The organism is Halomonas sp. G11 (assembly GCF_001663515.1).
Lineage (GTDB): Bacteria > Pseudomonadota > Gammaproteobacteria > Pseudomonadales > Halomonadaceae > Vreelandella.
The window spans coordinates 32,732-59,432 of the sequence record NZ_LYXG01000011.1 but is presented as its reverse complement, the minus strand read 5'-3'; the positions used below and the strand labels follow the sequence as shown (position 1 = coordinate 59,432).

Here is a 26,701-nt window from a genome sequence, read left to right as displayed (position 1 = left end):
CGCTCAAGGAAAATCCGCATGCCCATTGTGACACTGCCAGACGGCAGTCAGAGAACATTTGATGAACCGCTTTCCATTATGCAACTGGCAGAGTCCATTGGCCCTGGTTTGGCTAAGGCCTGCGTTGCCGGAAAAATCGACGGCGTTCTGGTTGATGCCGCTGATCTGATCGAGCAAGACGCTCAAGTGGCCATCCTTACTGCCCGTGACCCTGAGGGGCTGGATATTATCCGGCATTCCTGCGCGCATTTGATTGGCCACGCCGTCAAGCAGCTATATCCCAATGCCAAGATGGCGATTGGTCCGGTCATTGAAGATGGCTTTTATTACGATATTGAGTTTGGCGGATCGGTATCGTCTGATGATCTGGAAGCAATAGAAGCGCGCATGAAAGCGCTAATTGATCACGAGTATGACGTCGTGCGGGAGTATGTCGATCGTGATCAAGCCATGTTGACCTTTCTGCACCGTGATGAGCCCTATAAGCAGGAAATCGTTCGGGATATTCCCGAAGGTGCTACCATCCGGCTCTATCACCATGAAGAATATACCGATATGTGTCGGGGCCCGCATGTCCCCAATACCCGCCACCTTAAAGCTTTCAAGCTGACCAAGCTGGCGGGGGCTTACTGGCGTGGTGATGCCTCGAATCCCATGTTGACGCGGATTTACGGAACAGCGTGGGGCGACAAGAAACAGCTCAAGGCTTATCTAAAACGGCTGGAAGAAGCTGAGAAACGGGACCATCGCAAGCTGGCGCGCAAGATGGACCTTTTCCATCTTCAGGAAGAAGCGCCTGGCATGGTGTTCTGGCATCCCAACGGCTGGACGATGTATCAGGCCTTGGAAGACTACATGCGCCAGATCCAGCGTGAACACGGTTATCAGGAGATCAAGACGCCCCAGGTCGTGGATCTTTCCCTGTGGAAGAAGTCGGGTCACTGGGGGCACTACAATGAACTGATGTTTACCACAGAATCGGAAAAGCGTGAATATGCGGTCAAGCCCATGAACTGCCCGTGCCATGTGCAGGTCTTCAATCAGGGGCTCAAGAGTTACCGTGATTTGCCGTTACGCTTGGCAGAGTTTGGTAGCTGTCATCGCAACGAGCCGTCTGGATCCTTGCATGGCCTGATGCGTGTCCGTGGCTTTACACAGGATGACGCGCACATCTTTTGTACTGAAAGCCAGATTCAGTCGGAAGCGGAAGCCTTCATTGCGCTTACGCTGCAGGTCTATAAGACGCTTGGCTTTGAAGACGTGGAGCTTAAACTGTCAACCCGGCCTGAGGACTTTCTGGGCGAGGCCGGTATGTGGGATCAGGCCGAGCAGGGATTGGAGGCTGCGCTCAATGCCACCGGGCTTGACTGGGATTTGCAGCCGGGTGAGGGGGCCTTTTATGGCCCGAAGATTGAGTTTGCCTTGCGCGATTGCCTGAATCGCGTGTGGCAATGTGGTACGCTACAACTCGACTTTAACTTGCCAGGTCGGCTTGGAGCGCAATACGTAGCCGAAGACGGGTCTCGCAAAACGCCAGTGATGCTGCACCGTGCTATATTAGGTTCCTTCGAGCGCTTTTTGGGAATTTTGATTGAGCACTACGCAGGCGCAATGCCATTATGGCTAGCACCGCAGCAGGTCAGCGTGATGACGATAACCGATTCGCAGCGTGATTATGCCCTTGCTTTAGAGCAACGTTTGCAAAAAAATGCAATGCGAGCAAAAGCGGACTTGAGGAACGAGAAAATCGGCTTTAAAATCCGCGAGCATACGTTACAGAAAGTTCCCTATCTCCTGGTGGTAGGAGATAAGGAAGTCGACGCTGACTCAGTGGCCGTGCGAACTCGCAGCGGCGAAGATCTCGGCACCATGACGGTCGATGAATTTATCGAACGTTTCAGTGCTGAGCGAGCAGCCCTGGCGACATCGTCAATTGGCTAAGGAGACGGAACGATCAAGAGAAGCAACCAGCGCGGGCGTCCAACAGACAAGCGCCCACCAATGAACGAGCGAATTACCGAGCAAGAAGTGCGTCTTATCGATAGCGACGGTGAGCAGCTGGGTGTAGTGCCCACCACCGAAGCGTTGGAACGTGCTGAATCTGCCGGTTTGGATCTCGTGCAAATTTCGAATGCCGATCCCATCGTCTGCAAGATTATGGATTACGGCAAATTCGTTTTTGAGCAGAAAAAGCAAAAAGCGGCTCAGAAGAAGAAGCAGAAGCAAATCCAGGTCAAGGAAGTTAAATTCCGGCCTGGCACCGACGAGGGCGACTATCAGGTCAAGCTGAAAAACCTGACGCGCTTTCTTGAAGGTGGTGACAAGGGGAAGGTCACATTGCGCTTCCGTGGTCGTGAAATGGCGCACCAGGATATCGGCAGAAAGCTGATGGAACGGATTGCGGCAGACCTGGAAGAGATCGGAACGGTGGAAGCATTTCCGAAGATGGAAGGCCGCCAGATGATCATGATCCTTGCCCCGAAAAAGAAGTGATCCAACGGCGAAGTTAACGGGCTGCCATGATTGGCAGTTGGCCCTGGATTTTCTAAAAAACATCGAGCGGAGTTTTCCTCATGCCGAAAATCAAAAGCAACAGTGGTGCTGCAAAGCGCTTCAAGAAGACAGCCAATGGCTTCAAGCACAAGCAGTCTTTCCGTAGCCACATTCTGACCAAGAAGTCGACCAAGCGTAAGCGTCAGCTGCGCGGTATGAAGCAGATTCATGCGTCTGACAAGGCGCTGATCCAGCGCATGCTGCCGAATCTGTAACGTCGAATTTTCTATCCTGAGAGCATTTGCCTCAGTCATAAAGTCAGGAGTGTGTTATGACTCGTGTTAAGCGTGGCGTAGTTGCCCGTCGTCGCCATAAAAAAGTATTGAAGCAGGCCAAAGGTTATTACGGTGCTCGTTCGCGCGTATTCCGTGTAGCCAAGCAGGCGGTTATCAAAGCCGGTCAGTATGCCTACCGTGACCGTCGTAATCGCAAGCGTCAGTTCCGTGCGCTGTGGATTCAGCGTATCAACGCGGGTGCGCGCATGAACGGTATGTCATACAGCCGATTTGTTGGCGGTCTCAAGAAGGCCGGTATCGAAATTGACCGCAAAGTGCTGGCGGATTTGGCCGTTCATGAAAAAGCGGCGTTTGCTGCCATCGTGGAAAAAGCCAAGGCTGCCCAATAAGCTTCAATTGGCACCGGTAGTGCCAGTGTGAACGCCAAGGTCATTTTAGTGTGACCCATGCAGGGGAAGAGCAGCCGCTCTTCCCCTGTTTTTATGTCACGCTCTTCAACCACAACATGACATGCGCCATCCTCAGGATGGAAATCGCTTAATTCGGAGATGAACAGGATGGACCACCTTCCCGCGCTGGTATCTGAAGCACGCGACGCCATTCAGGCGGCACAGAGCGTCGCTGCATTGGATGAAGTGCGCGTACGTTATTTAGGCAAAAAAGGCGAAATGACGACGTTGCTTAAAGGGCTTGGCAAACTGTCCGCCGAAGAGCGTCCAGCTGCAGGTGAGCGTATCAATCAAGCCAAGCAGACATTGGCGGCAGAAATCGACGCCAAACGCCAGCAGCTTGAAAGCGAGGCCCTTGAAGCACGCCTGGTGGCGGAGCGTATCGATGTTACCTTGCCCGGTCGCACCCAGTCGGCTGGCGGTCTGCACCCGGTGACCCGCACGCTGGAACGGATCGAGGGACTGTTTACGCGCATAGGTTATGACGTCGCCGTCGGGCCTGAAATTGAAGATGACTATCACAATTTCGAGGCGCTCAATATTCCCTCGCACCACCCGGCCCGCGGCATGGCCGACACTTTTTACTTTGATGCAACGCGCTTGTTGAGGACCCATACCTCGCCTGTGCAAGTGCGTACCATGAAAAGCACTGAACCGCCTATTCGGATTGTCTGCCCGGGGCGCGTTTATCGCAGTGATTCGGACCTGACCCACACGCCGATGTTTCATCAGGTCGAGGGTCTGCTGGTGGATGAAGATATCAGCTTTGCGGATTTGAAAGGCACGATTGAAGATTTCCTGCATGCATTTTTCGAGCGGGATGATCTCTCGGTACGCTTTCGTCCTTCCTACTTCCCCTTTACAGAACCGTCGGCGGAAGTCGATATTCAATGCGTCATGTGTGGTGGCGAGGGGTGTCGTGTTTGCTCGCACAGTGGCTGGCTGGAGGTGATGGGCTGCGGCATGGTCCATCCAGAAGTCTTTCGTCATTCCGGCATCGATGCTGAGCGTTATACGGGCTTTGCATTCGGTATGGGAGCCGAGCGCCTGGCCATGCTTCGATATGGCGTCAATGACTTGCGTCTTTTCTTTGAGAATGATCTGCGCTTCTTGCGCCAGTTCGCTTAAGTCCTTCGCCAACCACAGGAACGACCATGAAATTTTCAGAACAGTGGCTGCGCGAGTGGGTTTCGCCGCAGCTGGATACACAAGCAGTCGCCGACCAGATCACCATGGCAGGCCTGGAGGTCGATGCTGTCGAGCCGGTGGCCGCGTCATTCAGCGGCGTGGTCGTAGCGGAAGTGCTGACCAGGGAAAGCCATCCCAATGCTGACAAGCTCAGCGTATGCACGGTGGATGACGGCAGTGGCTCGTCGGTTCAGGTGGTCTGCGGGGCGCCCAATGTCGACGTGGGTCAAAAGGTGCCATTTGCCCGGGTCGGCGGCGTATTGCCCGATGATTTCAAGATCAAGAAAGCCAAGCTGCGTGGCGTCGAGTCGCAGGGCATGATTTGCTCCGCCTCCGAGCTTGGCCTTGAGGAAGATACCTCGGCAGGTATTCTCGAGCTGCCCGTCGAAGCGCCTGTTGGCATGGATTTTCGCGAGTATATGCACCTCAATGACATGACCATTGAGGTCGATCTCACGCCTAACCGGGGCGACTGCCTGAGTATTAAAGGCCTGGCGCGTGAGGTGGGTGTGCTTAACCGCCTGGCTGTATCGGAACCGGAGGTGCTGGTGGTGCCTGCCGCGATCGATGATGCCTTCGCGGTCGACCTGGAAGCGCCGGACCAATGTCCGCGTTATCTGGGCCGTGTCATCACTGGTGTCAATCCAGGCGCTGAAACACCTCTCTGGATGGTCGAGCGCCTGCGGCGCAGCGGTATCCGCTCGATTGATCCGGTCGTTGATATCACCAACTATGTGATGCTGGAACTTGGTCAGCCCATGCACGCCTTTGACCGGGATAACCTCAGTGGCGGCATCGTCGTGAGGATGGCGCGCCCAGGGGAGGTCTTGACGCTGCTGGATGGGCAGGAAATAGCCCTGCGTCCTGAAACCCTGGTGATTGCCGATCAGACAGGCCCGCTGGCGATGGCAGGTATCATGGGGGGCGAGTTGTCCGGCGTCAGCGAAACAACACGCACGATATTCCTGGAAGCTGCCTTTTTTAGCCCGGTGGCCATTGCCGGCCAGGCCCGTTCCTACGGTTTGCACACCGATGCCTCGCATCGCTTTGAACGCGGCGTCGACCCAGAACTGACGCCCCTCGCCATCGAGCGTGCGACACGCCTTCTCCTGGAGGTATGTGGTGGCCAGGCAGGGCCCGTTGTCGAGGCGAAGAGTGAGGCCGCAATGCCGACCACCAAGCGCATTAAGCTTCGCGGTGAGCGGCTTGAAAAAGCCCTTTCCAAGCGTTTGGCCGACGATGACGTCAGCGATATTCTCGAGCGCCTGGGGTTCGGCGTCAGAGAAAGCGAAGGCAACTGGCTGGTGCAGGTACCCAGTTGGCGCTTTGATGTTTCCATTGAAGAAGATCTGATTGAAGAAGTGGCGCGAATCCACGGCTACAATAATTTGCCGGTACGTCGCCCCGCCGCGCGGCTCTCGTTGCGTCCCACGGACGAAGCCAAGCTTTCTCTTGGGCAGCTGCGTCGGCAAATGGTGGCGCGGGGGTTTCAGGAAGCCATTACCTATAGTTTTGTGGCCCCGGAGCTACAGTCGGCCATGCTGCCGGACGCCGTCTCGCCAGTCCTTGCCAACCCCATCTCCGCCGATATGTCGGTGATGCGTGCCAGCCTGATGCCGGGACTGGTGCGGGCGATGGAGCACAATCTTAACCGTCAGCAAAGCCGGGTGCGCCTGTTTGAGACGGGGCTGGTCTTCAACGGTGAACTGGATGCTTTATCGCAAGTGCCGATGATGGGGGCGCTGGTGTGCGGCAGCCGGGATCCGGAAGGCTGGGCCGGCGCCAAGGCCAGCGTGGACTTTTACGACCTCAAAGGTGACCTGGAAAGCTTGCTGACATTGGGCGGCAATCGCGATGCGTGGCGGTTCGAGCCCGCCGAGCATCCAGCCCTGCACCCCGGTCAGAGTGCCCGGGTGATGTTTGAAGGCAAACCGGCGGGATGGATTGGCACCCTGCATCCTCAGGTAAGGGCAACGCTGGGGCTTAAAGTCGATGCGGTCGTATTTGAAGTGCGTTTGGATCACTTGAGCCAGGGGGATGTGCCCGCTTTCGAACCGCTGTCACGCTTTCCGGAAGTGCGCCGTGATTTAGCCTTTACACTGCCCGCTGATCGCCCCGTGCAGACGTTGCTGGATAGTGCGAAGGTAAAAGCAGGTGAATACCTGAAAGACATAACGCTATTTGATGTCTATGCTGGTAAGGGCGTCGCCGAAGGCTACAAAAGTATCGCGCTAGGCTTGACCTGGCAGCACCCATCGCGCACGCTTAATGATGAAGAAATCAATCAGTTGGTAGAGTCGATAGTGGCGCAGGTGCAAGCTGAGTTGGGCGCTGAGCTACGCGGCTAAAAATGCCAAGGTGCGGTTCGTTTCGTATGCTTGGCGGCTTTGTGCTACACGGAGGATTACCATGGGTGCGTTAACCAAAGCAGAGCTGGCGGAGCATTTACATACCGAGCTATCGTTTTCCAAGCGGGAAGCGAAAGCCATGGTTGAGGCTTTCTTCGAGGAGATTCGAGCCTGCTTGAGAGAAAACGAGCAGGTCAAGCTGTCAGGTTTTGGTAATTTTGATCTTCGCGACAAACGTGAGCGGCCAGGGCGCAACCCCAAGACCGGTGAAGAAATCCCCATTTCAGCCCGCCGGGTTGTGACTTTCCGCCCCGGGCAAAAGCTCAAGCAGCAAGTCGAGCATTATCGGGGGTCGGCATCATAACGTAACGCAAATGCTCTGTTTTTCCCTGTAAGCCACTGATAAGCCCTCGTTGATGCGCCTTTGTCAACGGGGGCTTTATATTATCCACGAGGGTAAAGACCCTCTTGGAGGGTGCGCCGCGTCACAGAGGCATGTTAATATTTGAGTAAATTCATCGGGTATTGGTCGGCTTCTGGTCGGCGGTACACCCCCTTGTTTGAGGAGTCGTAATGCCTCGGCTAAGTATAGCAGTAGGTACCATGTACGGCGGTGCATTGGATGTGGCTGAGCAGGTCAAGCCGCTATTCGAGGAAGCGGGCTACGAGGTTGATATTCTGGAGCAGCCAGTACTGGCGGACATTACCGATTCGACGCCGGATCTCGTTCTGTTCTGCGTATCAACCACCGGTAGCGGTGACTTTCCAGGCAACTTTGTGCCTTTCGTCCGCGACCTTCAGACTCAGAGTCCGTCGCTTTCCTCGTTGTCCTATGGCCTGATAGCGCTTGGCGATAGTTCCTACGGTGACACCTTTTGCGGTGCCGGTCGTCGTCTGGATGAGCTGCTGTCGGACCTCGGGGCAACACGCCTGGGTGAGCGACTGGAAATCGACGCTATGGAAACCTTTATGGCCGATGACGCCGCATTGCCCTGGGTCGAAGCATGGCTGGCGTCTGAGCAACTGCCGGTGAACAGCTGATGCAGCCGGGCAAGGCGGCGTCAGCCAATAAAGTGAGCAGTGCTCTAGGGCTGTGTGTGGTGATGCTTGCCGCCTTGCCTCGCTACATGGCGGGTGGCCACGAAACCCGTTTGACGCTGATACTGCTGGCGCTGGTGGCTGTGTTGGTGGCTACCGTCTTGCAATGGCGTCTCCTGCATCGAGAGGGGCGGCAGCAGCTTCCGGGCAGGCTCAAGCGTCTTTCCATCATGATGATACTCGGGGTGTTGGTGATGGGGGCGTGGCATGCGCTATTCACCGACTGGATGAGCTGGCAGGTATTCATATCCCATGCAAGCACCTTTGGTCTTGTCGCCCACGTTGTCAGTCTGTGGTGGTCGGCCGAATAAGGCGACAGATCATGAAAATCGTCCGTCTTGGCACTAAATCGATGCCAAAAGGGCTCTGAAGGGAGCACCATCCCCTTGTTTTTCAGGATGCAGCCCCCATCTTGCGAGCATGGCGCTTGCCACGATGCGCCAGGGTTCTTAAAATCGCCCCTTGGACTTATTTACAGTAATCAACACAACGCCCAGCCGTTAGAGGACAATTCATGCAAGTTTCCGTCGAGACGCCCTCCCAGATTGAACGCCGCATCACGATTCAAGTGCCTGCCGGCGAAATCGATGAGGCTGTCAATACTCGCTTAAAAGAAACGGCGAAGAACGTTCGCTTGAATGGTTTTCGCCAAGGGCGAGTGCCGATGGCCGTGGTTCGTCAGCGTTACGGCCAGAGCGTGCGTGACGAAGTGATTGGCGAAGTAATGCGTGAACGCTACGTGCGCGCCATTACCGATGAAGGGTTTAATCCGGCGGGCTACCCGCAAATTGAACCAATCGTCAACGAAGCGGGTAAGGACTTTGAATTCGTCGCCACCATGGAAGTCTATCCGGAAGTCGAGCTTGCTTCGATTGAGGGAACCGAAGTGGAGCGTCCGGTGGTAGAGGTCACCGATGCTGATGTTGACGAAATGATCGACACACTGCGCAAGCAGAATGCGACCTATGAAGAGGTCGACTCTGCTGCTGAAGACGGTGATCAAGTGACCATCGACTTCCAGGGCTATCTCGGCGACGAGCCCTTCGAAGGTGGTAGTGCTGAGGGCCATGAGCTGGTGATTGGTTCCAATAGCTTCATCCCCGGTTTTGAAGAGCAGCTCATCGGGGCGAAAGCCGGTGACGAGAAAACGATCACCGTGACGTTCCCCGAGGATTACCAGGCCGAGCACCTCGCGGGTAAGGAAGCCACCTTCAAGGTCAAGGTGCACAAGGTCAGTCGTCAGGCGCTGCCGGAAGTCGACGCCGAGTTCATCGAGCGTTTCGGTGTTGAAGGTGGTGACGAAGCCAAGTTCCGCACTGAAATCAAGAAGAACATGACCCGTGAAGCAGCACAGGCGGTCGATAACCGCGTCAAGCAGCAGGTGCTGGATGCGCTGAAGAAAGCCAACGACATCCCGGTTCCGAGTGCGCTGGTTCAGCAAGAGACAGACGGCATGAAACGTCAGGCTGCTCAGCAGTTCGGCCTCGGTGAAGATTTCGACGTCAGTCAACTGCCCAATGAACTCTTCGAAGAGCAAGCGAAGGGCCGTGTTCAGGTCGGCTTGTTACTCGCCGAGGTCATCAAGGCAAACGAGCTTGACGCATCAGACGATGAGATCAAGGCGAAGGTTGAGGAGCTGGCAGAGCAGTATCAGGACCCTTCTGAGGTCGTTGACTATTATATGGGCAACGAACAGATGAAAACCCAGGTCAAATCTGCCATTCTCGAAGAAAAAGCGGTTGATAAGCTGCTTGAGCAAGCAACAGTCGCTGATGTTGAAATGTCCTACCAGCAAGTGCTGGCAGCGGCTCAGCAACAGGCTGAGGCAGGTGAGGGCGCTGAAGAAGGTGAAACCACCAGCGCGTAAGCTCCCTGACGCTGGCGCACCGTCTGGGTGCGCCATTCCCTTATCGGACGCAAGGAATCACCTAAATGAGTGAATTTGATATTCAAAACGCCGGCGGTTTAGTGCCCATGGTGGTGGAGCAAAGCGCCAAAGGGGAAAGATCCTACGATATTTACTCGCGTCTGCTTAAAGAGCGCGTTATCTTTTTGGTAGGGCCCGTCGAAGATTACACAGCCAATCTGGTCGTCGCTCAGCTGCTGTTTCTTGAGTCAGAAAACCCTGATAAAGACATCCATCTGTATATCAATTCGCCTGGCGGGTCGGTGACGGCGGGGATGTCGATCTATGACACCATGCAGTTCATCAAGCCTGATGTGTCGACAGTGTGTATCGGCCAGGCGGCCAGCATGGGCGCTTTATTGTTGACCGCCGGTGCAGCAGGCAAGCGTTACTGCCTGCCGAATTCCCGCGTGATGATCCATCAGCCGCTGGGTGGCTATCAGGGCCAGGCATCGGATATAGAAATCCATACCCGTGAGATTTTGGGCATCCGTGAGAAACTGAACCACATTCTGGCGCATCACTCAGGCCAGGATATCGAGGATGTTGCGCGTGACACCGATCGTGACAACTTCATGAGTTCCAGCCAGGCCCAAGAGTATGGCTTGATTGATGCAGTGCTGGATAAGCGGCCTACATCCTGATAGCGTGACGGGATACTGCATTTCCAACGAGCTTACAAGGCGGTTTTTACCGCCGCAGTGAAAGAGGTACGCGAATGGCCGACGGCAAAGGCAAAGACGAAGGTGGCAAGCTGCTTTATTGCTCGTTTTGTGGCAAGAACCAAAACGAGGTAAGGAAGCTGATTGCCGGTCCATCCGTCTATATCTGCGATGAGTGTGTCGACTTGTGTAACGACATCATTCGCGAAGAAGTTCTCGAAGCCGATGCCGAGAGCGATGAGGAGCGTTTACCTACGCCTCGCGAGATACGTTATACGCTTGACGACTACGTTATCGGACAGGACCGTGCAAAAATGGTCCTGTCGGTCGCTGTGTACAACCATTACAAGCGACTGAAATCTGAAGTGCGTGAAAGCGACGTCGAACTCGGAAAATCCAACATCCTGCTGATTGGTCCGACGGGTAGTGGTAAGACGCTACTGGCCGAGACCATGGCAAGACTGCTGAACGTACCGTTTACGATTGCCGATGCCACCACGCTGACGGAAGCGGGCTATGTGGGTGAAGATGTTGAAAACATCATCCAGAAGCTGCTGCAGAAGTGTGACTATGATGTCGAGAAAGCGGAGCGGGGCATCGTCTACATTGACGAAATCGACAAGATTTCGCGCAAGTCCGACAATCCGTCAATTACGCGTGACGTTTCCGGTGAAGGCGTACAGCAGGCGCTGCTCAAGCTGATTGAGGGCACAACAGCATCTGTTCCGCCGCAGGGAGGGCGCAAGCATCCCCAGCAGGAATTTGTGCAGGTCAATACCGCCAACATGCTGTTTATTGTCGGTGGCGCATTTGCCGGGCTGGATAAGGTCATCCGCGACCGCGTTGAAAAGGGAGGTATCGGTTTCAATGCGACGGTGAAGAGCAAGGAGTCGTCTCGCGGCGTCGGTGAAATGCTGGCTGATGTAGAACCGGATGACCTGGTCAAGTTTGGCCTTATTCCAGAGTTCGTCGGTCGTTTGCCGGTAATCGCCACGTTAACCGAGCTTACTGAAGAAGCGTTGATTGAAATACTCACCGAGCCCAAGAACTCCTTGATCAAGCAGTATGCCAAGCTGTTTGAAATGGAAAACGTGACGCTCGAGTTTCGTGATGATGCGCTTCGTGCCGTTGCTGAAAAAGCGATGGAACGTAAAACCGGTGCGCGTGGGTTAAGGTCGATCCTTGAATCCGTATTGCTTGATACCATGTACGAAATCCCTTCTTTGGAAGGTGTCAGCAAAGTGGTGATCGAAGCTTCGGTAATTGCCGGTGAAAGTGAACCGCTGTTGATTTACTCCCAGCAAGAAGAGGCACGGGTCGACGGCACCGATGGCTAAGTCCATCACCGAAGACCCATAGCTTTCTATCGCTTTCGCGGTTAGCGCCAGTCAAGGGGTCGCCTAGGCGACCCCTTGTCATTAGTAGCGCAGTGCTACATGGTGCCTAGGCCGTGCTTTAAACGTAGTCAGTTCTCTTCCCAGAACTCATCTGATTTATCGAGGAACGTCTGCGATGCAGCAGAGCGCCGAACAGACACAATGTCTACCCCTGTTACCATTGCGCGATGTGGTGGTTTATCCGCAAATGGTGATTCCCCTTTTCGTGGGACGTGAAAAGTCGATCCAAGCCCTCGAGGCGGCAATGGAGGCCGACAAGCGCGTTCTACTCGTGGCTCAACGCGAGGCATCTCAAGATGAGCCTGACAACGCCGACCTTTATGCCATGGGGACGGTGGCCGACATCATGCAGCTGCTGAAGTTGCCTGATGGAACGGTAAAGGTGCTGATCGAAGGCAACTACCGTGCGGATGTGAGTCGCATCGAAGAGCATGCTGATGGTTACACTCAGGCCTACCTGATGCCCCGTGAAAGCCAGCCGCTGACGACCCGCGAGCAAGAGGCATTGGTACGCGTACTGCTCAATCAGTTCGAGCAGTACGTCAAGCTATCCAAAAAAGTGCCTAACGAAGTCCTCAATTCGTTGTCCGGCATTGAGGACCCGAGTCGTCTGGTGGATACCATCTGCGCGCATTTATCGCTGAAAATCGGCGATAAGCAAGAGCTCCTGGAAATGGATCGTGTGCGCGATCGCATTGAGCATTTGATGGCGCTCATCGAGTCTGAAATTGACCTCTTGCAGGTGGAAAAGCGGATTCGCACGCGTGTCAAAGAGCAGATGGAAAAGACGCAGCGTGAGTATTATCTGAACGAGCAGATGAAAGCCATCCAAAAAGAGATGGGCGAGCTCGATGATGTACCCAACGAAGTGGAAAAATACGAGCAGGCGATTGCCTCATCTGGTATGCCTAAAGAGGCGGCGGATAAAGCCACCCAAGAACTGAACAAGCTCAAGATGATGGCGGCAAACTCTGCTGAAGCCAGCGTAGTGCGGTCCTACCTGGACTGGCTGATTGCAGTGCCGTGGAAAAAACGCACTCGCGTCAAGCACGACCTGCAGAAAGCCCAGCAGGTGCTCGATGAAGACCACTATGGTCTGGAAGAGGTAAAGTCACGCATCCTGGAATATCTCGCGGTACAAAAGCGTGTCCGCAAGATGAAAGGCCCCGTGCTGTGCCTGGTCGGTCCGCCCGGGGTGGGTAAAACGTCGCTAGGCCAATCGATTGCGCGGGCGACTAACCGCAAATACGTACGCCTTGCCTTGGGCGGTGTACGTGATGAATCCGAGATCAGGGGCCACCGGCGCACCTATATTGGTTCCTTGCCGGGTAAGCTGATGCAGCGCATGAGTCGGGCAGGTGTTAAAAACCCCCTGTTTTTGTTGGACGAGGTCGACAAATTAGGCATGGACCACCGGGGGGACCCGGCCTCTGCGCTGTTAGAGGTCCTGGATCCTGAGCAGAACAACAGCTTCAGCGACCATTACCTTGAGCTGGATTATGATCTGTCCGAAACGCTGTTCATCTGCACGGCCAATTCGATGAATATCCCAGGCCCATTGCTGGATCGTATGGAAATCATTCGTCTGCCTGGCTATACCGAAGATGAAAAGCTGGCGATTGCCAAGCGTTACCTGCTACCCAAGCAGTTGAAAGCCAACGGTCTGAAAAAAGACGAGCTGGCGGTCGAAGATGACGCCTTGCTTGAGCTTATTCGCTACTACACCCGTGAAGCGGGTGTCCGCGAGTTGGAACGCCAGATCGCCAAGGTCTGCCGGAAAGTGTTGCGCGAGCGTATAGAACCCTCTGCCGTCAAAGATGGCGAACTGCCACCGGATCTGCTTGCGGCCAGGCACATCGAGCATTATGCGGGCGTTCGGCGTTACAGCTATGGGCTTGCCGAAGAAGATGATCAGGTGGGCCGCGTGACCGGGTTGGCATGGACCTCCGTAGGTGGTGAATTGCTGAATATTGAATCGGTGGTGACGCCTGGCAAGGGGCGAATCAACAAAACCGGTTCGCTCGGCGATGTCATGAAGGAGTCCGTCAGTGCGGCACAAACCGTTGTGCGTGCCAGAGCGCAGGCATACGGTATCGACGCCGAGCGGTTCGAGAAAGAGGACCTGCATATTCACGTCCCAGAGGGTGCCACGCCCAAGGATGGGCCGAGTGCCGGGGTGGCCATGGTAACGGCGATTGTCTCTGCCTATACCCAGCGCCCGGTGAAGAGCCATGTGGCGATGACCGGTGAAGTCAACCTGCGTGGTGAAGTCATGCCGATTGGTGGGCTAAAGGAGAAATTGCTGGCAGCGCGTCGTGGTGGTATAAAGATAGTCCTGATTCCGGAAGAAAATCGTCGCGATCTCAAGGAGGTACCGGACAATATCAAGGATGCACTGGATATTCGTCCGGTACGCTGGATTGACGATGTACTTGCCGTGGCGTTGGCGGACGAACCTTTGGAAGGTGCGCCGCTACCTAAAGCGGATAAAGCGTTGGGTAACACTGCCGTCGCCAATACACATTAGCAACGTCGGCCAACCGCTAGCACTAGCATTTTGTTTGTAGCATTGCCCAAAGCCTTTATGGCGGGCACATCCAGGCAAGGTTGCTTGACAGGCGTTTCAGGGCATTGCTATAAAACGCTGCTATGCCTTGATCGTCGATACCGTCGGTGACCATGTCTTTAGAACCATTTTTTGAAACAGTCAAGGGGTGAAGTGTGAATAAGTCTGAGCTGATTGAAGCCATTGCCGCGTCTGCAGATATTCCAAAAGCAGCGGCAACCCGCGCATTGGATGCCATGGTGGAGTCTGTCACCGATAGCCTGAAAAATGGTGACAGTGTTTCACTGGTGGGCTTTGGTACCTTCGCAATTAAAGAACGCGCTGCGCGTACTGGTCGTAACCCGCAAACAGGTCAGCCGATCCAGATCAGTGCGGCAAAAGTGCCTAGCTTTAAAGCTGGTAAAGCATTGAAAGACGCCGTTAACTAAGTTGTAAGCGTTTGTAGTCATCTATGGGCGCATCGCAACCGCGATGCGCCCATGTTATTTTCTAGCTCACTTTTTAGGGGCGACCCGTTTAGCTGTGACGACCTGAGGGCAACATGCTGCAAAGTATTCGGAATGGATCCAGAAGCTGGGGAGCCAAGATCATTATCGGGGTCATGGTGGCCGCCATGGCGCTTTTCGGTGTGGAATCTTTATTTGGTCTGTTCGGTGACGACCCCAATCAAGAAATCAGCGTGAATGGCGAGCCCATCATGCGCCAACAGATTGAATTGGAAGTTCAGCGTGCTATGCGTTCAGGCCAGGTGCCGCCTGAGCAAGAGCGTCAACTGCGTAATGACATAAGGGATGAGCTGGTAACCCAAACACTGCTTACCCAATATGCTGAAGAAGGCGGCTTGTACGTATCCGAAGACCAGGTCGACCAGCTCATTGTGGGTATCCCTGAATTTCAGGATGAAGATGGGCGATTCTCGCCCGACATATTTCGCAATCGTTTATCAGGAGCTGGCTATACGCCTCTTTCGTTCCGCGAGGAGCTGGAAGTGGACGTCAAGCGTCAACAGCTTCAGCAGGGGCTTGCGTTTAGCGATTTCACCCTGGACAACGAGCGTCAGCGCCTGGCAGAACTCCAGCGTCAGCAGCGCAGTTTTCGCTATGTGATGTTGGACGAAGATGATCTCGAAGGGGATATCGAGATCAGCGAAGACGAGCTGCAAAGCTACTATGAGGCCAATGCCGACCGTTTTGAGCGCCCCGAGCAGGTGCGCCTCGAATATGTCTTGATCGACCGGCGCGAAATGGCAAGGAATGCCGATGTGGATGAAGAAGCGCTACGCGAAGCCTGGCTAGAGCGTAACGCAGATGCAGACCGCCGGGTTTCGCACATCATGATTACATTCGGTGATGAGCGGGATCGCGAAGAAGCCCGGCAACGGGCCGAGGAGGCGCTACAAGCCCTTGAGAACGGCGAGTCTTTCGCCGATACAGCGCTTCGCTATTCTGATGATACGGCCAGTGCGGAAGAAGGCGGCGACCTGGGCACAATCAGCCGTGGCTTCTTCGGCGATGCCTTTGATGAGGCGGCATTTTCCCTTGATGAGGGAGAAACGTCATCGGTTGTCGAAATGGACAACGCCCTGCATATCATTCGAGTCACCGACATTGAACGTCCGGCGTTTGAAGACCAGCGGGATTCGCTGCGTGAAGAGGTCGCGATGAACGAAGTGGATGATACGTTTAACGACAAGGTCCAGCAGCTTATCGACGAGAGCTTTGCGGCCGATGACCTGCAAAGTGTCGCTGAAGATCTGTCGCTCCCCCTTCAAGAAAGCGACTGGCTGGCCCGGAATGATCAGGGCAGTGGTGTCCTGTTTGAGCCAGGCGTCATGGAGCAGGCCTTCAGTGACGACGTTCTGGAGGAAGGTTATAACAGCGAAGTGATCGAGCTCGATGAAGACCGTCGGTTGGTCGTACGCGTTGCGGATCATCGTGAACAGGCCCAGTTACCGCTAGATGAAGTGCGTGATGAAGTGGAGGCAGCGGTACGCGCCCAACGGCAACAGGAGCGACTTCAGGCGCAAGCCAAAGACATGGTGGCACGTCTGAAAGAAGGTGAGTCGATTGATAAGCAATGGCTGGAGGCCAACAATGTTCGCCGCCAGGATGAAGTCACGGCTTCTCAACTGATCGTGCAAGCTGCTTTCCGGATGCCGCATCCCGATGACGGAGAAAGCACCTATCAAACGACGGTATTGCCCACCGGCGTTGCGCTGCTTGCGCTTGACGAAGTAACGGCGGGAGATGCGGATGAAGAGCGCGAGCGTTTTGTCGCTCAGATGGCGCAGCAGTTGCGTGCACAGGCCATCATTCAGGGGCTCGTTGAAGACCTTCGCAGTGATGCCGAAATTGAGCGATAAGCATTAGACGTGATGCCTGTCCCATCGAAAAAGCCGATCCAAGGGATCGGCTTTTTTTATAGTGCTTCTATAGTGCCCGTCTTCAGGGAGACGGTGGATTGGTAAGGGGGAACTGGCGCAGCCGAGGGGCCGTATGGTCTGACTTCTCGACCACGATATCCCAGCCGTGCCTGGCATCCCAGTCGCCAAGCACGAAGCGTTTGGCAGGGACATCTTCCACGGTTAAATCGTGCACTTTGGGGCGATGGGTATGACCATGAATCATGGTCGTGACGCCATGCTTTTCCATCAGCGCGACTACCTCATCGTGTGTCACATCCATGATGGCATCTGCCTTCTTGGCATTGGCATCTCCCGACTGCATGCGCAGGCTGCTGGCCAGTTCAAGGCGCTGTTCCAGCGGCATGGCAAGTATCTGAGCTTGCCATTCAGGGTCCCGGGATTGTTGGCGAAATGCCATATACGCCTCATCTTGGGTGCATAGGCTATCGCCGTGCAAGATGATGGCAGGCATTCCCTGGAGCTCGATTTGCTCTACCTCGGAAAGCAGTGTTGCCTGGCAGGCATCGATAAAGCGTTGGCCCAGCAAGAAATCACGGTTGCCGTGAATAAAATATACCGCCGTTCCATCGCTGCTGAGGCGGTGCAATTGCTGAGTGACCTCTCGAGCGACAGCGCCCAGCGGGTGAGGCGTATCGAGAAGGTCATCGCCGATCCAGGCATCAAACAGGTCACCCAGAATATACAGGGCATCCGCTCCTTGGGCGGTATGGGCTAAATAATCATGGAACCCCTGATTAATCTCAGGGGTGTCATGACTCAAGTGCATATCAGCAACTAGCAGGGTACGCATACAGCTCCCGGAGATTATTCGGCTTCCTTGAGATAGGCGCGTTCGATGATAACGTCCTCGGCGGGTACGTCGGCATGCATACCGCGACGGGTGGTGCTGACGTTTTTAATCGCGTTGACCACGTCCATGCCGTCGACCACCTCACCGAAAACGGCATAACCCCAACCCTGCAAATTCTTGCCGCTATGATTCAGAAAACTGTTATCACCGACATTAATGAAGAACTGAGCAGTGGCGGAATGAGGGTCCTGAGTGCGTGCCATTGCCAGGGTGCCCTGGGTGTTTTTCAGCCCGTTATCCGCTTCGTTTTCGATCGGGTCACGGGTGGGTTTTTGATTGAAATCCTGATCAAAGCCACCGCCCTGAACCATAAAGCCATCAATGACGCGGTGAAAAAGGGTGCCGTCGTAAAAACCATCGCGAACGTATTGCTCGAAGTTGGCGGCGGTAACGGGGGCTTTTTCATGATTAAGCGCAATCGTGATGTCACCGTGGTTCGTCTGTAATACGATCATAGATAAATTCCTGTTCAATAAAGGCGTTCGCCTTGGCGCTGTGCATCGGCGTCACGTTATAATAACGGTTTTGCTTGGCACCGCGAAGCGCTATACCGTTAGAGTAGGCAGATGCAGCCAAGCACGCCATCCACCACGAGGTTATCAACGCCACCATGACCAACGAGACCACCCCAGCGCCGAACTTCATTCGCAACCAAGTACGCGACGAAATCGAGGGCGGCCAGGTCACTAAGATTGTGACGCGCTTTCCCCCTGAGCCCAATGGCTTCCTGCACATCGGCCATGCAAAGTCGATCTGCCTGAATTTTGGGTTGGCGGAGCAGATGGGTGGTGAGTGTCATTTACGCTTTGACGACACCAACCCTGCCAAAGAAGAGCAGGCCTATATTGACGCGATTAAAGAGGACGTCAGTTGGCTGGGCTTCCAGTGGGCAGGGCCGGTGCGTTTTGCTTCTGACTACTTCGACCAGCTGTATGCCTGGGCGCAACACCTGATTCGTGAAGATAAAGCCTATGTTGATGACCTGACGCCTGACGAGATTCGCGAATACCGCGGTACGCTGACCGAGCCGGGTCAGCCGAGTCCTTACCGTGAGCGTAGCTCGGAGGAGAACCTTGACCTTCTCGAGCGCATGCGCCTGGGAGAGTTTGCTGAGGGTGAAAAGGTGCTGCGTGCCAAAATTGACATGGCATCGCCCAATATCAACCTGCGTGACCCGATCCTGTATCGCATTCGTCATGCCAGCCACCATCAGACCGGCGATAAGTGGAAAATCTACCCGTCTTACGATTTTACCCATGGTCAGTCTGACGCCATCGAGGGCGTGACGCATTCTATCTGCACGTTAGAGTTCGAAGACCATCGGCCGCTTTACGAGTGGTTCCTGGAAAATTTGCCGGTGCCGACCAAGCCCCGCCAGATCGAGTTTGCGCGGTTAAACCTCAACTACACGCTGACGTCCAAGCGCAAGCTGAAAATGCTGGTCGACGAACAGATCGTGGACGGCTGGGACGACCCGCGCATGCCCACCATCTCGGGGATGCGCCGGCGGGGCTACACGCCCGCGTCAATCCGCAAGTTCTGCGACATGATCGGGGTGACCCGCGCCGACGGCGGCCTGGTCGACATTGCCATGTTGACCCACGCGATTCGCTCGGACCTGGAAGACAATGCGCCACGGGCGATGTGCGTGCTCAAGCCGCTCAAAGTGGTGCTTACTAACGTGCCTGAGAACCATGAAGAAGTGTACGAAGTGGCCGGCCACCCTGCGCGTGACGATATGCCGGTGCGCAAGGTGCCCCTGACCCGCGAGGTGTATATCGATCAGGACGACTTCATGGAGGATGCCCCCAAAAAGTTCTTCCGTCTTGCGCCGGGTAAAGAAGTGCGTCTGCGTAACAGCTACGTCATCCGCTGCGATGAGGTGATCAAGAACGAGGCAGGCGATATCACGGAACTGAACTGCTCGGTGGATTTTGACACCCTGGGTAAAAACCCCGAGGGTCGAAAAGTGAAAGGGGTCATCCACTGGGTCAGTGTCGACCATGGTATCCCGTTGGAAGTGCGTCTCTATGATAATTTGTTCATGGTGGAGCAGCCTGACCGGGACAAAGATGTCGACTTTCTGGACCATCTGAACCCCGAGTCCCTGACCGTCTGTCAGGCAATCGGCGAACCCAGCCTGGCGGATGCAGGGCCTGAAGCGCGCTACCAGTTCGAGCGGGTAGGTTATTTCTGTGCGGATCGTCACGTGTCGACGCCGGGTCGTCCGGTCTTCAACCGCACCGTCGGGCTAAAGGACAGCTGGGCGAAAATCAAACAGAAAGGTTAAGGAATCGGCCAATGCAAATCTACAATACGCTGACGCGTCGCAAAGAGCCTTTCACCCCGCTGGAGGCGGGCAAGGTAAGCATGTATGTCTGCGGCATGACGGTGTATGACTACTGCCACCTGGGCCATGCCCGGGTCATGGTGGCGTTCGATGTGATTACCCGTTACCTGCGTGAACGCGGCTATGACGTCAATTATGTGCGCAATATCACCGATATTGACGATAAGATCCTCAAGCGTGCCGATGAAAACCAAGAAAGTATCTCTTCGCTGACCGAGCGCATGATTGCAGCGATGCATGAAGACGAGGCGCGCCTCAATGTGTTGCCGCCCAGCCATGAGCCCAGAGCGACCGGGCATGTCGACGATATCATCGCCATGATCAAGACGCTGATTGATAAAGGCTTCGCCTATCCGGCCGACAACGGCGATGTGTATTACCGCGTTCGCCGTTTCGCTGACTATGGCAAGCTGAATAATCGCCAGTTGGATGACATGCGCGCAGGCGCCCGCGTTGATGTAGACGTTCATAAAGAAGATCCGCTGGATTTCGTGCTCTGGAAAGCGTCCAAACCCGGCGAGGCGAGCTGGCACTCCCCGTGGGGAGACGGACGCCCCGGCTGGCATATTGAATGCTCGGCAATGTCGACCTGCTGCCTTGGCGACACTTTCGATATTCATGGCGGGGGGCCGGACCTGACGTTCCCTCACCACGAAAATGAAATCGCGCAGTCTGAAGCGGCCACCGGGAAAACCTACGTGAACACCTGGATGCACGCGGGGGCCGTGCGTGTCGACCAGGAAAAGATGTCGAAGTCGCTGGGTAACTTCTTCACGATTCGTGAAGTGTTGGCTGAGCATGACCCGGAAGTGGTCCGCTATCTGCTGGTCGCCAGCCACTACCGTAGTGCGATTAACTATTCACTGGATTCGCTTTCCGAAGCCAGAAAATCATTGACACGCTTTTACACGGCGCTGGACGGCGTGAGTCTTGATGTTAACACCGAGCTCGATGATCCAGTGGGGCCCCTTTATCGCGACCGCTTTACTAAAGCGATGGACGATGACTTCAATACCCCCGAAGCGTTGGCTGTTTTGTTTGACCTGGCGCGTGATGTCAATCGCGCCAAATCCGATGCGCCTGAAAAGGCTCGGATCCTTGCAGCTGAATTGAAACAGCTTGGCGGTGTGCTGGGGCTTCTCCAGCAATCGCCAGAGGCGTTTCTGAAAGGCTCGCAGCAACAAAATCTTCCGCTGAGCGAGTCGGTCATCAACGCAAAGATCGCCCAGCGTCAGGCTGCCAAGGCCAACAAGGATTTTGCGCAAGCCGATGCTATCCGCGACGAGCTGGCGGATCTGGGGATTATTCTTAAAGATTCCCGGGAAGGCACCACCTGGGTTCTTGAGTCTGCTTCATGAGCAGGGCCAAACGATGGTGAGTACGAGTTAGATAGCGCTTTGGATTCGAAGTGAATCTGACTTCAACGCACGACGGGCATATACTCCTACAAAACTCTGCAAAAGGATGATGACAATGCGTTTTGCGACTAAATCGGCCATCGCCATCGGATGTTTCACCCTGCTACCGCTATCATCGGTCAATGCCAATGACCCGGTGGTGGTTTCGTCAAAAATCGACACGGAAGGGTCGGTGCTGGGTGAACTGATCATACAGACGCTGGAGCGCCACGATATCCCCACGGAGGATCGCCTTCAGTTAGGGGGCACCAGTGTTGTACGCAGCGCCTTGCAAGCGGGAGAGATTGACCTTTATCCCGAATACACTGGCAACGGTGCCTTCTTCTTTGATATGGGCGGCAGTGATGTATGGAACGACCCGGAACAGGCGTATGAAACTGTCCGTGAGCGCGATGCCGAGCAGGGATTGGTGTGGCTAACGCCGGCCAGTGCCAACAATACCTGGGCCATGAGCGTACGAAAGGATGTCGCAGAGGCGAATGGTCTGGAGACGCTCGATGACCTGGCGGCTTATCTGGAAGAAGGGGGCGAGTTCAAGTTTGCGGCAAGCGCCGAATTTGTCGAGTCCGAGCAGGCACTTCCCGCTTTTCAGCAGGCCTATGGGTTTGAACTCAGCGAAGATCAACTACTGGTGCTTTCTGGCGGCAACACGGCGGCCACCATGCGGGCAGCCGCCGAGCAGACCAGTGGCGTCAATGCCGCGATGACATACGGTACCGACGGTGGTTTGAATGCGCTGGGCCTCGTGGTGCTTGAAGATTCAAGGGGCGTTCAGCCAATTTACCAGCCAGCTCCGGTAGTACGTGAAAGCGTGTTGGAAGCGTACCCTGATATCGCGCCGCTGCTTGAAGACGTATTCAGCACGCTGGATCTTGAAACGCTGCAGAAACTCAATGCTGACGTGGCGGTGAACGGCATGTCACCCGGTAATGTCGCGGGCGATTACCTCGATAGCCTGGATAACGACTGATAATGGCGTTGCTGGATGCTTTGCCAAGTCCGCAAATGGCTTGGCGACAGTGGCGGCCCAATAGTGTTCTGGTCGTTCTCCTGAGTGTCATGCTGGTGGCTGTCTGGCTGTTCGATGTCGTCAGCGTGTCTCCCAACCGGATCGTCAGTGGCCAGGGGGCTGGTCTGGTTGAAGCCATGGGGTGGTTGGGAGCACTGCTGGTCAGCGGCGTCATTATTACCCTCATGCTGCTGTCTCTCCAGCCTGGACGACAGAATTATCAGGTTGCCTTGGTAGGCGTCTGCCTATTACTTCTTTTGATGCCGTTTGGCTTGATGGTGGCCAGCGACCGGCTGGTCAGTAATGATATGCCTCAGGCTCGCCTGAACATGGGCATGGCCTATTGGTTGATGCTGTCTCTATTGCTCTTGTGCTGGATCGAGCTGCGCTTGCGTTTAGCGCTGCCGCGTCGTTGGACCGTCCTGATGCTTCTGGGCGTCGCGCTCGTCTGGTGGCTGTGCGCCATGTGGGCGCTTGAGGCGCTGGCGTTGGGGCAGGAATTTCGTGCCCGGAACGACGAATTCTGGCGCGCCCTGCGACAACATATAACGTTGGTGACTGTCTCCGTTGCCATCAGTATCGGACTGGGGCTGTCCCTCGCCATGCTGATGCGCCGCTATGCAAACTTTCAGAAAGTCGCCTTTGGGGTGCTCAATTTTCTGCAGACCATTCCGAGTATCGCTTTGTTCGGTTTAATGTTGGGCCCCCTGGCTTGGCTGGCGGCTCAGTGGCCGCTGTTGTCTCGACTGGGAGTGAGTGGCATTGGTTGGGCACCCGCTTTGCTGGCGCTGGTCGCCTACAGTCTGCTTCCAATGGTGCGAAACACCTATATTGCCCTTGAGCAAGTCAGTCCTGAGACCCTGGAAGCGGCACGCGGGATGGGCATGCGTAATAGCCAGCGCTTCTGGCAGGTGCGTTTGCCATTGGCCTTACCAGTGCTGCTCGAGGGTATAAGAGTCACGTCGGTCCAAGCCATTGGCCTCACGGCGGTTGCTGCCTTGATTGGAGCGGGCGGTTTGGGGGCTTTTATTTTTCAAGGGTTGGGGCAGGCGGCGATGGACATGGTATTACTGGGCGCGCTGCCCATTCTGATACTGGCGCTTATAGCAGACGCCGGACTGGGGGCCTTGTCTGATATCCTCCGGCCGAAAAATACCGTGAGGCCTGGAGATGCCCAATGATTGAACTCGCCCACGTTTCCAAACGTTTTGGCGACGCTGTTGCAGTGGATGACATTTCGCTGCACATCCCAAAAGGCAAGTTTTGTGCGCTGGTGGGTACTTCGGGCTGCGGTAAATCAACCACATTACGGATGATTAATCGCCTCATTGAGCATAGCGAGGGTGACATCCTGCTGGATGGTCAGCCGATTGCCGCCTATGACCCGGTCAAGTTGCGGCGTCGCATCGGCTATGTGATTCAGAACACAGGGTTATTTCCGCATTGGACGGTGGCCCGCAATATCGGCCTCGTTCCACGCTTGCTGAAATGGTCCGCCGCAGAGGTGCAGGCAAAAGTTGACGAACTGATGGGCCTGCTGGGTTTGCCGAAAGATGAATTCGCCCACAAATACCCTCATCAGCTGTCAGGGGGGCAGGCACAGCGTGTCGGTGTGGCGCGAGCGCTGGCCGCTGACCCTGATATCTTGCTGATGGATGAACCCTTTGGCGCGCTGGATCCGATCACCCGCGAAAAGCTTCAGGATGAACTTGCCAGGCTTCAGGCGAAGATGCATAAGACAGTGGTGTTTGTCACCCATGACATGGATGAAGCGCTAAAGCTGGCGGATCACCTGGTCGTGATGCGTGAAGGCCATATTGTTCAGCAGGGCACGCCGCTGGCTCTACTTCATCACCCGCAGGACCCGTTCGTGGAATCGCTGCTCGGTGGGCTCGAGCGTGGTCTGAAGCAAGCGGCCTTAACCCGGATCAAGGACCATATGGCCCCAATGGGGCCAACGTTACCAGCGCAATCGCGGATTCCCGCGACGTATTCCCTGCTTCAGGGGCTTTCCATGATGCTGCGGGACCATACGGACCGTCTCACCGTCGTGGACCAACACGATGTGCCGGTAGGCGAGCTGACGCTGCGCAAAATCGTCAAGGAAGCCCAGCCGGAACAAGGAAAAGTGCGTGAGTCATGATGCCTTGAGCCGTTCACTGACGGCGCGCGGCGCTCACCAGGCGAAGTGGCCGGCTATCTGGCTGGTCCTTTTGATGGCTTGTGTTTGGGGATTTCCTTACGCCGACGGCCTGCTGCGTGCGATTGAGCCGGATGCCAATCAGGTTGTCTATCAACGCGCTAGCCTTGCCTCACTGCTTGTGCAGCACCTTCTCGTGGTCAGTGCGGCCGCCGTGATTACCGTGGCGGGGGGCGTGTTGGCGGCGATTGTCGTGACACGGGAATGGGGGCGTAATTTTTTACCTCTGGTCTCGCAAGTTGCCTCACTGGGGCAGACCTTTCCACCGGTTGCCGTGCTGGCGCTGGCGGTGCCGGCATTGGGTTTTGGCACACTGCCGATTATTGTTGCGTTGGTGCTGTATGGCACGCTACCCATCGTACGAAATACGCTAGGCGGCCTACAGGACGTTGATAAAGAAGTGAAAAGTGCCTCCGTCGCGATGGGGATGACGAGTTGGCAAACCCTTCGCCAGGTGGAGTTGCCTTTGGCGGCCCCGGTCATACTGGCCGGCATTCGGACGTCCATCACCATCAATATTTCGACAGCCGCGATCGGCGCCACCGTCGGCGCGAGCAATCTGGGGGATCCCATCATTGCCGGTATCGTGAACGGGAATATGGCGTATATCGTTCAGGGGGCGCTGACGATTGCGCTGCTGGCATTAACCGTCGATAGCCTGTTCGAGCGACTTCAGGAACGGCTGCGTTCGCGCCTCTATACCGCTTAAGTCGAATCCCTAAAGTGTCTCAGCTGCGTTACTGTCGCAGGTGTTGCGTTGACCAATGTCAGATAAATCCACTGGCAGAAAAGGTCATCACCGACAACACTGCCCTCAAAAGGGGTACGACAAGGACAATAATGATGACACAGCATGCACACCAGCCTGTTTTTCTGACAGGCGATGAATTTTCGATTCCCACCTTCAGCTTACTGAGCCCCGAGGGCGAGCTCTACAGCGAGGCTGATGCCCCCAGGCTTGAAAAAGACCATGCCCTGCGCATTTACCACGCGATGCTGGCAACGCGTATTCTCGACGAGCGTATGTTGGCGGCCCAGCGTCAGGGGCGGCTATCCTTCTACATGCAATGCACGGGCGAAGAAGCCGCCGTGGTAGGCGCCACCGCGGCGCTCGACGATGCCGACATGATCATGGCGCAGTATCGCGAGCAGGGTGCCTTGATGTACCGCGGGTTTTCCATTGATGAATTCATGAATCAGCTGTTCGGCAACGAGCTGGACTACGGCAAAGGCCGCCAGATGCCGATTCACTATGGGTCGCGAAAGCTCCACTACATGACCATTTCATCGCCGCTTGCCACCCAGATTCCCCAGGCCGCAGGCTATGCCTATGGGCAAAAAATGGCGGGTGATGGTCACTGTACCTTAACGTTCTTTGGTGAAGGCGCCGCGTCTGAAGGCGATTTTCATGCGGCGCTGAACATGGCGTCGGTCCACCAGGTCCCGGTGATCTTTTTCTGCCGTAACAATGGCTACGCGATTTCGACGCCGGCGGTAGAGCAGTTTGCAGCCGACGGTATCGCCCCCCGGGCTTTTGGCTATCACATGCATGTGATCCGTGTGGATGGCAACGACATATTGGCGGTCTATGAAGCCACGCGACAGGCTCGCGAAATCGCCGTTGAACGCAACCAACCGGTATTGATAGAGGCGATGACCTATCGGCTGGCCGCACATTCCTCTTCCGATGACCCGTCGGGTTATCGCTCCAAAAATGAAGAAGAAGCCTGGCGTGCCAAAGATCCACTGCTGCGCATGCAGAAGTGGCTCTTGGCCAAGGGATGGTGGAGCGAAGACGAGGAGGCCAGCGAGCAGGAAAGTCTGCGCCGTGAAGTGCTGGATACGATGAAACGTGCCGAAAAGCGCTCGCCTCCGCCCCTGGACTCCCTGATCAGCGATGTCTATGCGGATGTCACCCCGGCGTTGCAGCAACAGTTCGACCAGCTCAAGCAGCATATCCGCCGTTACCCGGAAGCTTACCCGCGGGGAGCCAAGTCGTTGGACCTGAGTGTGAGTACGGATGCCGACTCCCAGGGGGGCGAATAA

24 protein-coding genes are annotated in these 26,701 nt (G+C 55.5%); 22 read left to right on the top strand and 2 right to left on the bottom strand.

Features of this window, described 5'->3' with window-relative positions:
• The first annotated feature begins 18 nt into the window (after positions 1-18).
• The 15 genes from thrS (at position 19) to ADS46_RS05935 (ending at position 16,765) form a co-directional block, all read left to right on the top strand.
• Positions 19-1,941 (top strand): threonine--tRNA ligase, encoded by a 1,923-nt coding sequence (gene thrS / locus ADS46_RS06005; protein ID WP_066317591.1) that lies wholly within the window; start codon positions 19-21, stop codon positions 1,939-1,941.
• Between the two features lie 12 nt (positions 1,942-1,953).
• A complete protein-coding gene (gene infC, locus ADS46_RS06000; protein ID WP_082926003.1) occupies positions 1,954-2,493 on the top strand; it encodes a translation initiation factor IF-3 in 540 nt (179 codons plus the stop codon).
• 80 nt (positions 2,494-2,573) lie between these two features.
• The gene (gene rpmI / locus ADS46_RS05995; RefSeq protein ID WP_009724291.1) at positions 2,574-2,768 is read left to right on the top strand and encodes a 50S ribosomal protein L35; all 195 of its coding nucleotides are present in this window, start codon (positions 2,574-2,576) and stop codon (positions 2,766-2,768) included.
• Positions 2,769-2,824: 56 nt separating this feature from the next.
• Positions 2,825-3,178, top strand: a complete 354-nt coding sequence (rplT, locus tag ADS46_RS05990; protein ID WP_066317588.1) for a 50S ribosomal protein L20 — start codon at positions 2,825-2,827, stop codon at positions 3,176-3,178.
• Positions 3,179-3,346: 168 nt separating this feature from the next.
• Complete coding sequence (pheS, locus tag ADS46_RS05985) at positions 3,347-4,366, top strand: phenylalanine--tRNA ligase subunit alpha (RefSeq protein WP_066317585.1); 1,020 nt, start codon at positions 3,347-3,349, stop codon at positions 4,364-4,366.
• A 26-nt stretch (positions 4,367-4,392) separates the two neighbouring features.
• Positions 4,393-6,774, top strand: coding sequence for a phenylalanine--tRNA ligase subunit beta (gene pheT, locus ADS46_RS05980; RefSeq protein ID WP_066317582.1), 2,382 nt, complete (start codon positions 4,393-4,395; stop codon positions 6,772-6,774).
• A 61-nt stretch (positions 6,775-6,835) separates the two neighbouring features.
• Positions 6,836-7,138, top strand: coding sequence for an integration host factor subunit alpha (locus tag ADS46_RS05975; protein ID WP_066317580.1), 303 nt, complete (start codon positions 6,836-6,838; stop codon positions 7,136-7,138).
• Between the two features lie 209 nt (positions 7,139-7,347).
• On the top strand, positions 7,348-7,815 hold the full coding sequence (locus tag ADS46_RS05970; RefSeq protein ID WP_066317578.1) for a flavodoxin domain-containing protein: 468 nt from the start codon (positions 7,348-7,350) through the stop codon (positions 7,813-7,815).
• Positions 7,815-8,183: a hypothetical protein gene (locus tag ADS46_RS05965; protein WP_066317576.1), complete on the top strand. Its 369-nt coding sequence runs from the start codon at positions 7,815-7,817 to the stop codon at positions 8,181-8,183. The genes ADS46_RS05970 and ADS46_RS05965 overlap by 1 nt, the downstream gene beginning before the upstream one ends.
• 203 nt (positions 8,184-8,386) lie before the next feature.
• Positions 8,387-9,739 (top strand): trigger factor, encoded by a 1,353-nt coding sequence (tig, locus tag ADS46_RS05960; RefSeq protein ID WP_066317574.1) that lies wholly within the window; start codon positions 8,387-8,389, stop codon positions 9,737-9,739.
• Between the two features lie 65 nt (positions 9,740-9,804).
• Positions 9,805-10,422, top strand: a complete 618-nt coding sequence (clpP, locus tag ADS46_RS05955) for an ATP-dependent Clp endopeptidase proteolytic subunit ClpP (protein WP_066317570.1) — start codon at positions 9,805-9,807, stop codon at positions 10,420-10,422.
• A gap of 74 nt (positions 10,423-10,496) precedes the next feature.
• Positions 10,497-11,777: an ATP-dependent Clp protease ATP-binding subunit ClpX gene (clpX, locus tag ADS46_RS05950; RefSeq protein ID WP_066317568.1), complete on the top strand. Its 1,281-nt coding sequence runs from the start codon at positions 10,497-10,499 to the stop codon at positions 11,775-11,777.
• 175 nt (positions 11,778-11,952) lie between these two features.
• Entirely contained in the window at positions 11,953-14,364 is a 2,412-nt protein-coding gene (gene lon / locus ADS46_RS05945; RefSeq protein WP_066317566.1) for an endopeptidase La, read from the top strand.
• 194 nt (positions 14,365-14,558) lie between these two features.
• A complete protein-coding gene (gene hupB, locus ADS46_RS05940) occupies positions 14,559-14,831 on the top strand; it encodes a nucleoid-associated protein HU-beta (protein WP_066317565.1) in 273 nt (90 codons plus the stop codon).
• A 113-nt stretch (positions 14,832-14,944) separates the two neighbouring features.
• Positions 14,945-16,765, top strand: coding sequence for a SurA N-terminal domain-containing protein (locus ADS46_RS05935; protein ID WP_066317563.1), 1,821 nt, complete (start codon positions 14,945-14,947; stop codon positions 16,763-16,765).
• Positions 16,766-16,847: 82 nt separating this feature from the next.
• Here ADS46_RS05935 and ADS46_RS05930 read toward each other — a convergent pair whose 3' ends face one another.
• Both ADS46_RS05930 and ADS46_RS05925 read right to left on the bottom strand, forming a co-directional pair.
• Positions 16,848-17,618 (bottom strand): UDP-2,3-diacylglucosamine diphosphatase, encoded by a 771-nt coding sequence (locus tag ADS46_RS05930; RefSeq protein WP_066317561.1) that lies wholly within the window; start codon positions 17,616-17,618, stop codon positions 16,848-16,850.
• A gap of 14 nt (positions 17,619-17,632) precedes the next feature.
• Positions 17,633-18,133, bottom strand: a complete 501-nt coding sequence (locus ADS46_RS05925; protein ID WP_066317558.1) for a peptidylprolyl isomerase — start codon at positions 18,131-18,133, stop codon at positions 17,633-17,635.
• A 155-nt stretch (positions 18,134-18,288) separates the two neighbouring features.
• Between ADS46_RS05925 and ADS46_RS05915 the strand changes: the two genes are divergently transcribed.
• The 7 genes from ADS46_RS05915 to ADS46_RS05885 all read left to right on the top strand — a co-directional run bounded on the left by ADS46_RS05915 (position 18,289) and on the right by ADS46_RS05885 (position 26,701).
• Positions 18,289-19,968: a glutamine--tRNA ligase/YqeY domain fusion protein gene (locus ADS46_RS05915; protein WP_066317553.1), complete on the top strand. Its 1,680-nt coding sequence runs from the start codon at positions 18,289-18,291 to the stop codon at positions 19,966-19,968.
• A gap of 11 nt (positions 19,969-19,979) precedes the next feature.
• Positions 19,980-21,386 (top strand): cysteine--tRNA ligase, encoded by a 1,407-nt coding sequence (cysS, locus tag ADS46_RS05910; protein WP_066317550.1) that lies wholly within the window; start codon positions 19,980-19,982, stop codon positions 21,384-21,386.
• A gap of 115 nt (positions 21,387-21,501) precedes the next feature.
• On the top strand, positions 21,502-22,416 hold the full coding sequence (osmF, locus tag ADS46_RS05905) for an ABC transporter substrate-binding protein (protein WP_066317547.1): 915 nt from the start codon (positions 21,502-21,504) through the stop codon (positions 22,414-22,416).
• A gap of 2 nt (positions 22,417-22,418) precedes the next feature.
• Positions 22,419-23,636: an ABC transporter permease gene (locus ADS46_RS05900; protein ID WP_066317545.1), complete on the top strand. Its 1,218-nt coding sequence runs from the start codon at positions 22,419-22,421 to the stop codon at positions 23,634-23,636.
• On the top strand, positions 23,633-24,598 hold the full coding sequence (locus ADS46_RS05895; RefSeq protein WP_066317541.1) for an ABC transporter ATP-binding protein: 966 nt from the start codon (positions 23,633-23,635) through the stop codon (positions 24,596-24,598). The genes ADS46_RS05900 and ADS46_RS05895 overlap by 4 nt, the downstream gene beginning before the upstream one ends.
• Positions 24,588-25,364, top strand: a complete 777-nt coding sequence (locus ADS46_RS05890; protein ID WP_420706100.1) for an ABC transporter permease — start codon at positions 24,588-24,590, stop codon at positions 25,362-25,364. Before ADS46_RS05895 ends, ADS46_RS05890 begins: the two co-directional genes overlap by 11 nt.
• 134 nt (positions 25,365-25,498) lie before the next feature.
• Entirely contained in the window at positions 25,499-26,701 is a 1,203-nt protein-coding gene (locus ADS46_RS05885; protein WP_066317538.1) for a thiamine pyrophosphate-dependent dehydrogenase E1 component subunit alpha, read from the top strand.

Bases quoted from the DNA above. Each gene is read 5' to 3' on its own strand.
- ADS46_RS05975 (WP_066317580.1), top strand. From the start codon at position 6,836: ATGGGTGCGTTAACCAAAGCAGAGCTGGCGGAGCATTTACATACCGAG.
- ADS46_RS05965 (WP_066317576.1), top strand. From the start codon at position 7,815: ATGCAGCCGGGCAAGGCGGCGTCAGCCAATAAAGTGAGCAGTGCTCTA.
- clpX (WP_066317568.1), top strand. From the start codon at position 10,497: ATGGCCGACGGCAAAGGCAAAGACGAAGGTGGCAAGCTGCTTTATTGC.
- ADS46_RS05970 (WP_066317578.1), top strand. From the start codon at position 7,348: ATGCCTCGGCTAAGTATAGCAGTAGGTACCATGTACGGCGGTGCATTG.
- ADS46_RS05915 (WP_066317553.1), top strand. From the start codon at position 18,289: ATGACCAACGAGACCACCCCAGCGCCGAACTTCATTCGCAACCAAGTA.
- ADS46_RS05930 (WP_066317561.1), bottom strand. From the start codon at position 17,618: ATGCGTACCCTGCTAGTTGCTGATATGCACTTGAGTCATGACACCCCT.
- ADS46_RS05925 (WP_066317558.1), bottom strand. From the start codon at position 18,133: ATGATCGTATTACAGACGAACCACGGTGACATCACGATTGCGCTTAAT.
- thrS (WP_066317591.1), top strand. From the start codon at position 19: ATGCCCATTGTGACACTGCCAGACGGCAGTCAGAGAACATTTGATGAA.
- ADS46_RS05895 (WP_066317541.1), top strand. From the start codon at position 23,633: ATGATTGAACTCGCCCACGTTTCCAAACGTTTTGGCGACGCTGTTGCA.
- clpP (WP_066317570.1), top strand. From the start codon at position 9,805: ATGAGTGAATTTGATATTCAAAACGCCGGCGGTTTAGTGCCCATGGTG.
- ADS46_RS05935 (WP_066317563.1), top strand. From the start codon at position 14,945: ATGCTGCAAAGTATTCGGAATGGATCCAGAAGCTGGGGAGCCAAGATC.
- pheT (WP_066317582.1), top strand. From the start codon at position 4,393: ATGAAATTTTCAGAACAGTGGCTGCGCGAGTGGGTTTCGCCGCAGCTG.
- osmF (WP_066317547.1), top strand. From the start codon at position 21,502: ATGCGTTTTGCGACTAAATCGGCCATCGCCATCGGATGTTTCACCCTG.
- ADS46_RS05885 (WP_066317538.1), top strand. From the start codon at position 25,499: ATGACACAGCATGCACACCAGCCTGTTTTTCTGACAGGCGATGAATTT.
- lon (WP_066317566.1), top strand. From the start codon at position 11,953: ATGCAGCAGAGCGCCGAACAGACACAATGTCTACCCCTGTTACCATTG.
- cysS (WP_066317550.1), top strand. From the start codon at position 19,980: ATGCAAATCTACAATACGCTGACGCGTCGCAAAGAGCCTTTCACCCCG.
- ADS46_RS05900 (WP_066317545.1), top strand. From the start codon at position 22,419: ATGGCGTTGCTGGATGCTTTGCCAAGTCCGCAAATGGCTTGGCGACAG.
- pheS (WP_066317585.1), top strand. From the start codon at position 3,347: ATGGACCACCTTCCCGCGCTGGTATCTGAAGCACGCGACGCCATTCAG.
- rpmI (WP_009724291.1), top strand. From the start codon at position 2,574: ATGCCGAAAATCAAAAGCAACAGTGGTGCTGCAAAGCGCTTCAAGAAG.
- tig (WP_066317574.1), top strand. From the start codon at position 8,387: ATGCAAGTTTCCGTCGAGACGCCCTCCCAGATTGAACGCCGCATCACG.
- rplT (WP_066317588.1), top strand. From the start codon at position 2,825: ATGACTCGTGTTAAGCGTGGCGTAGTTGCCCGTCGTCGCCATAAAAAA.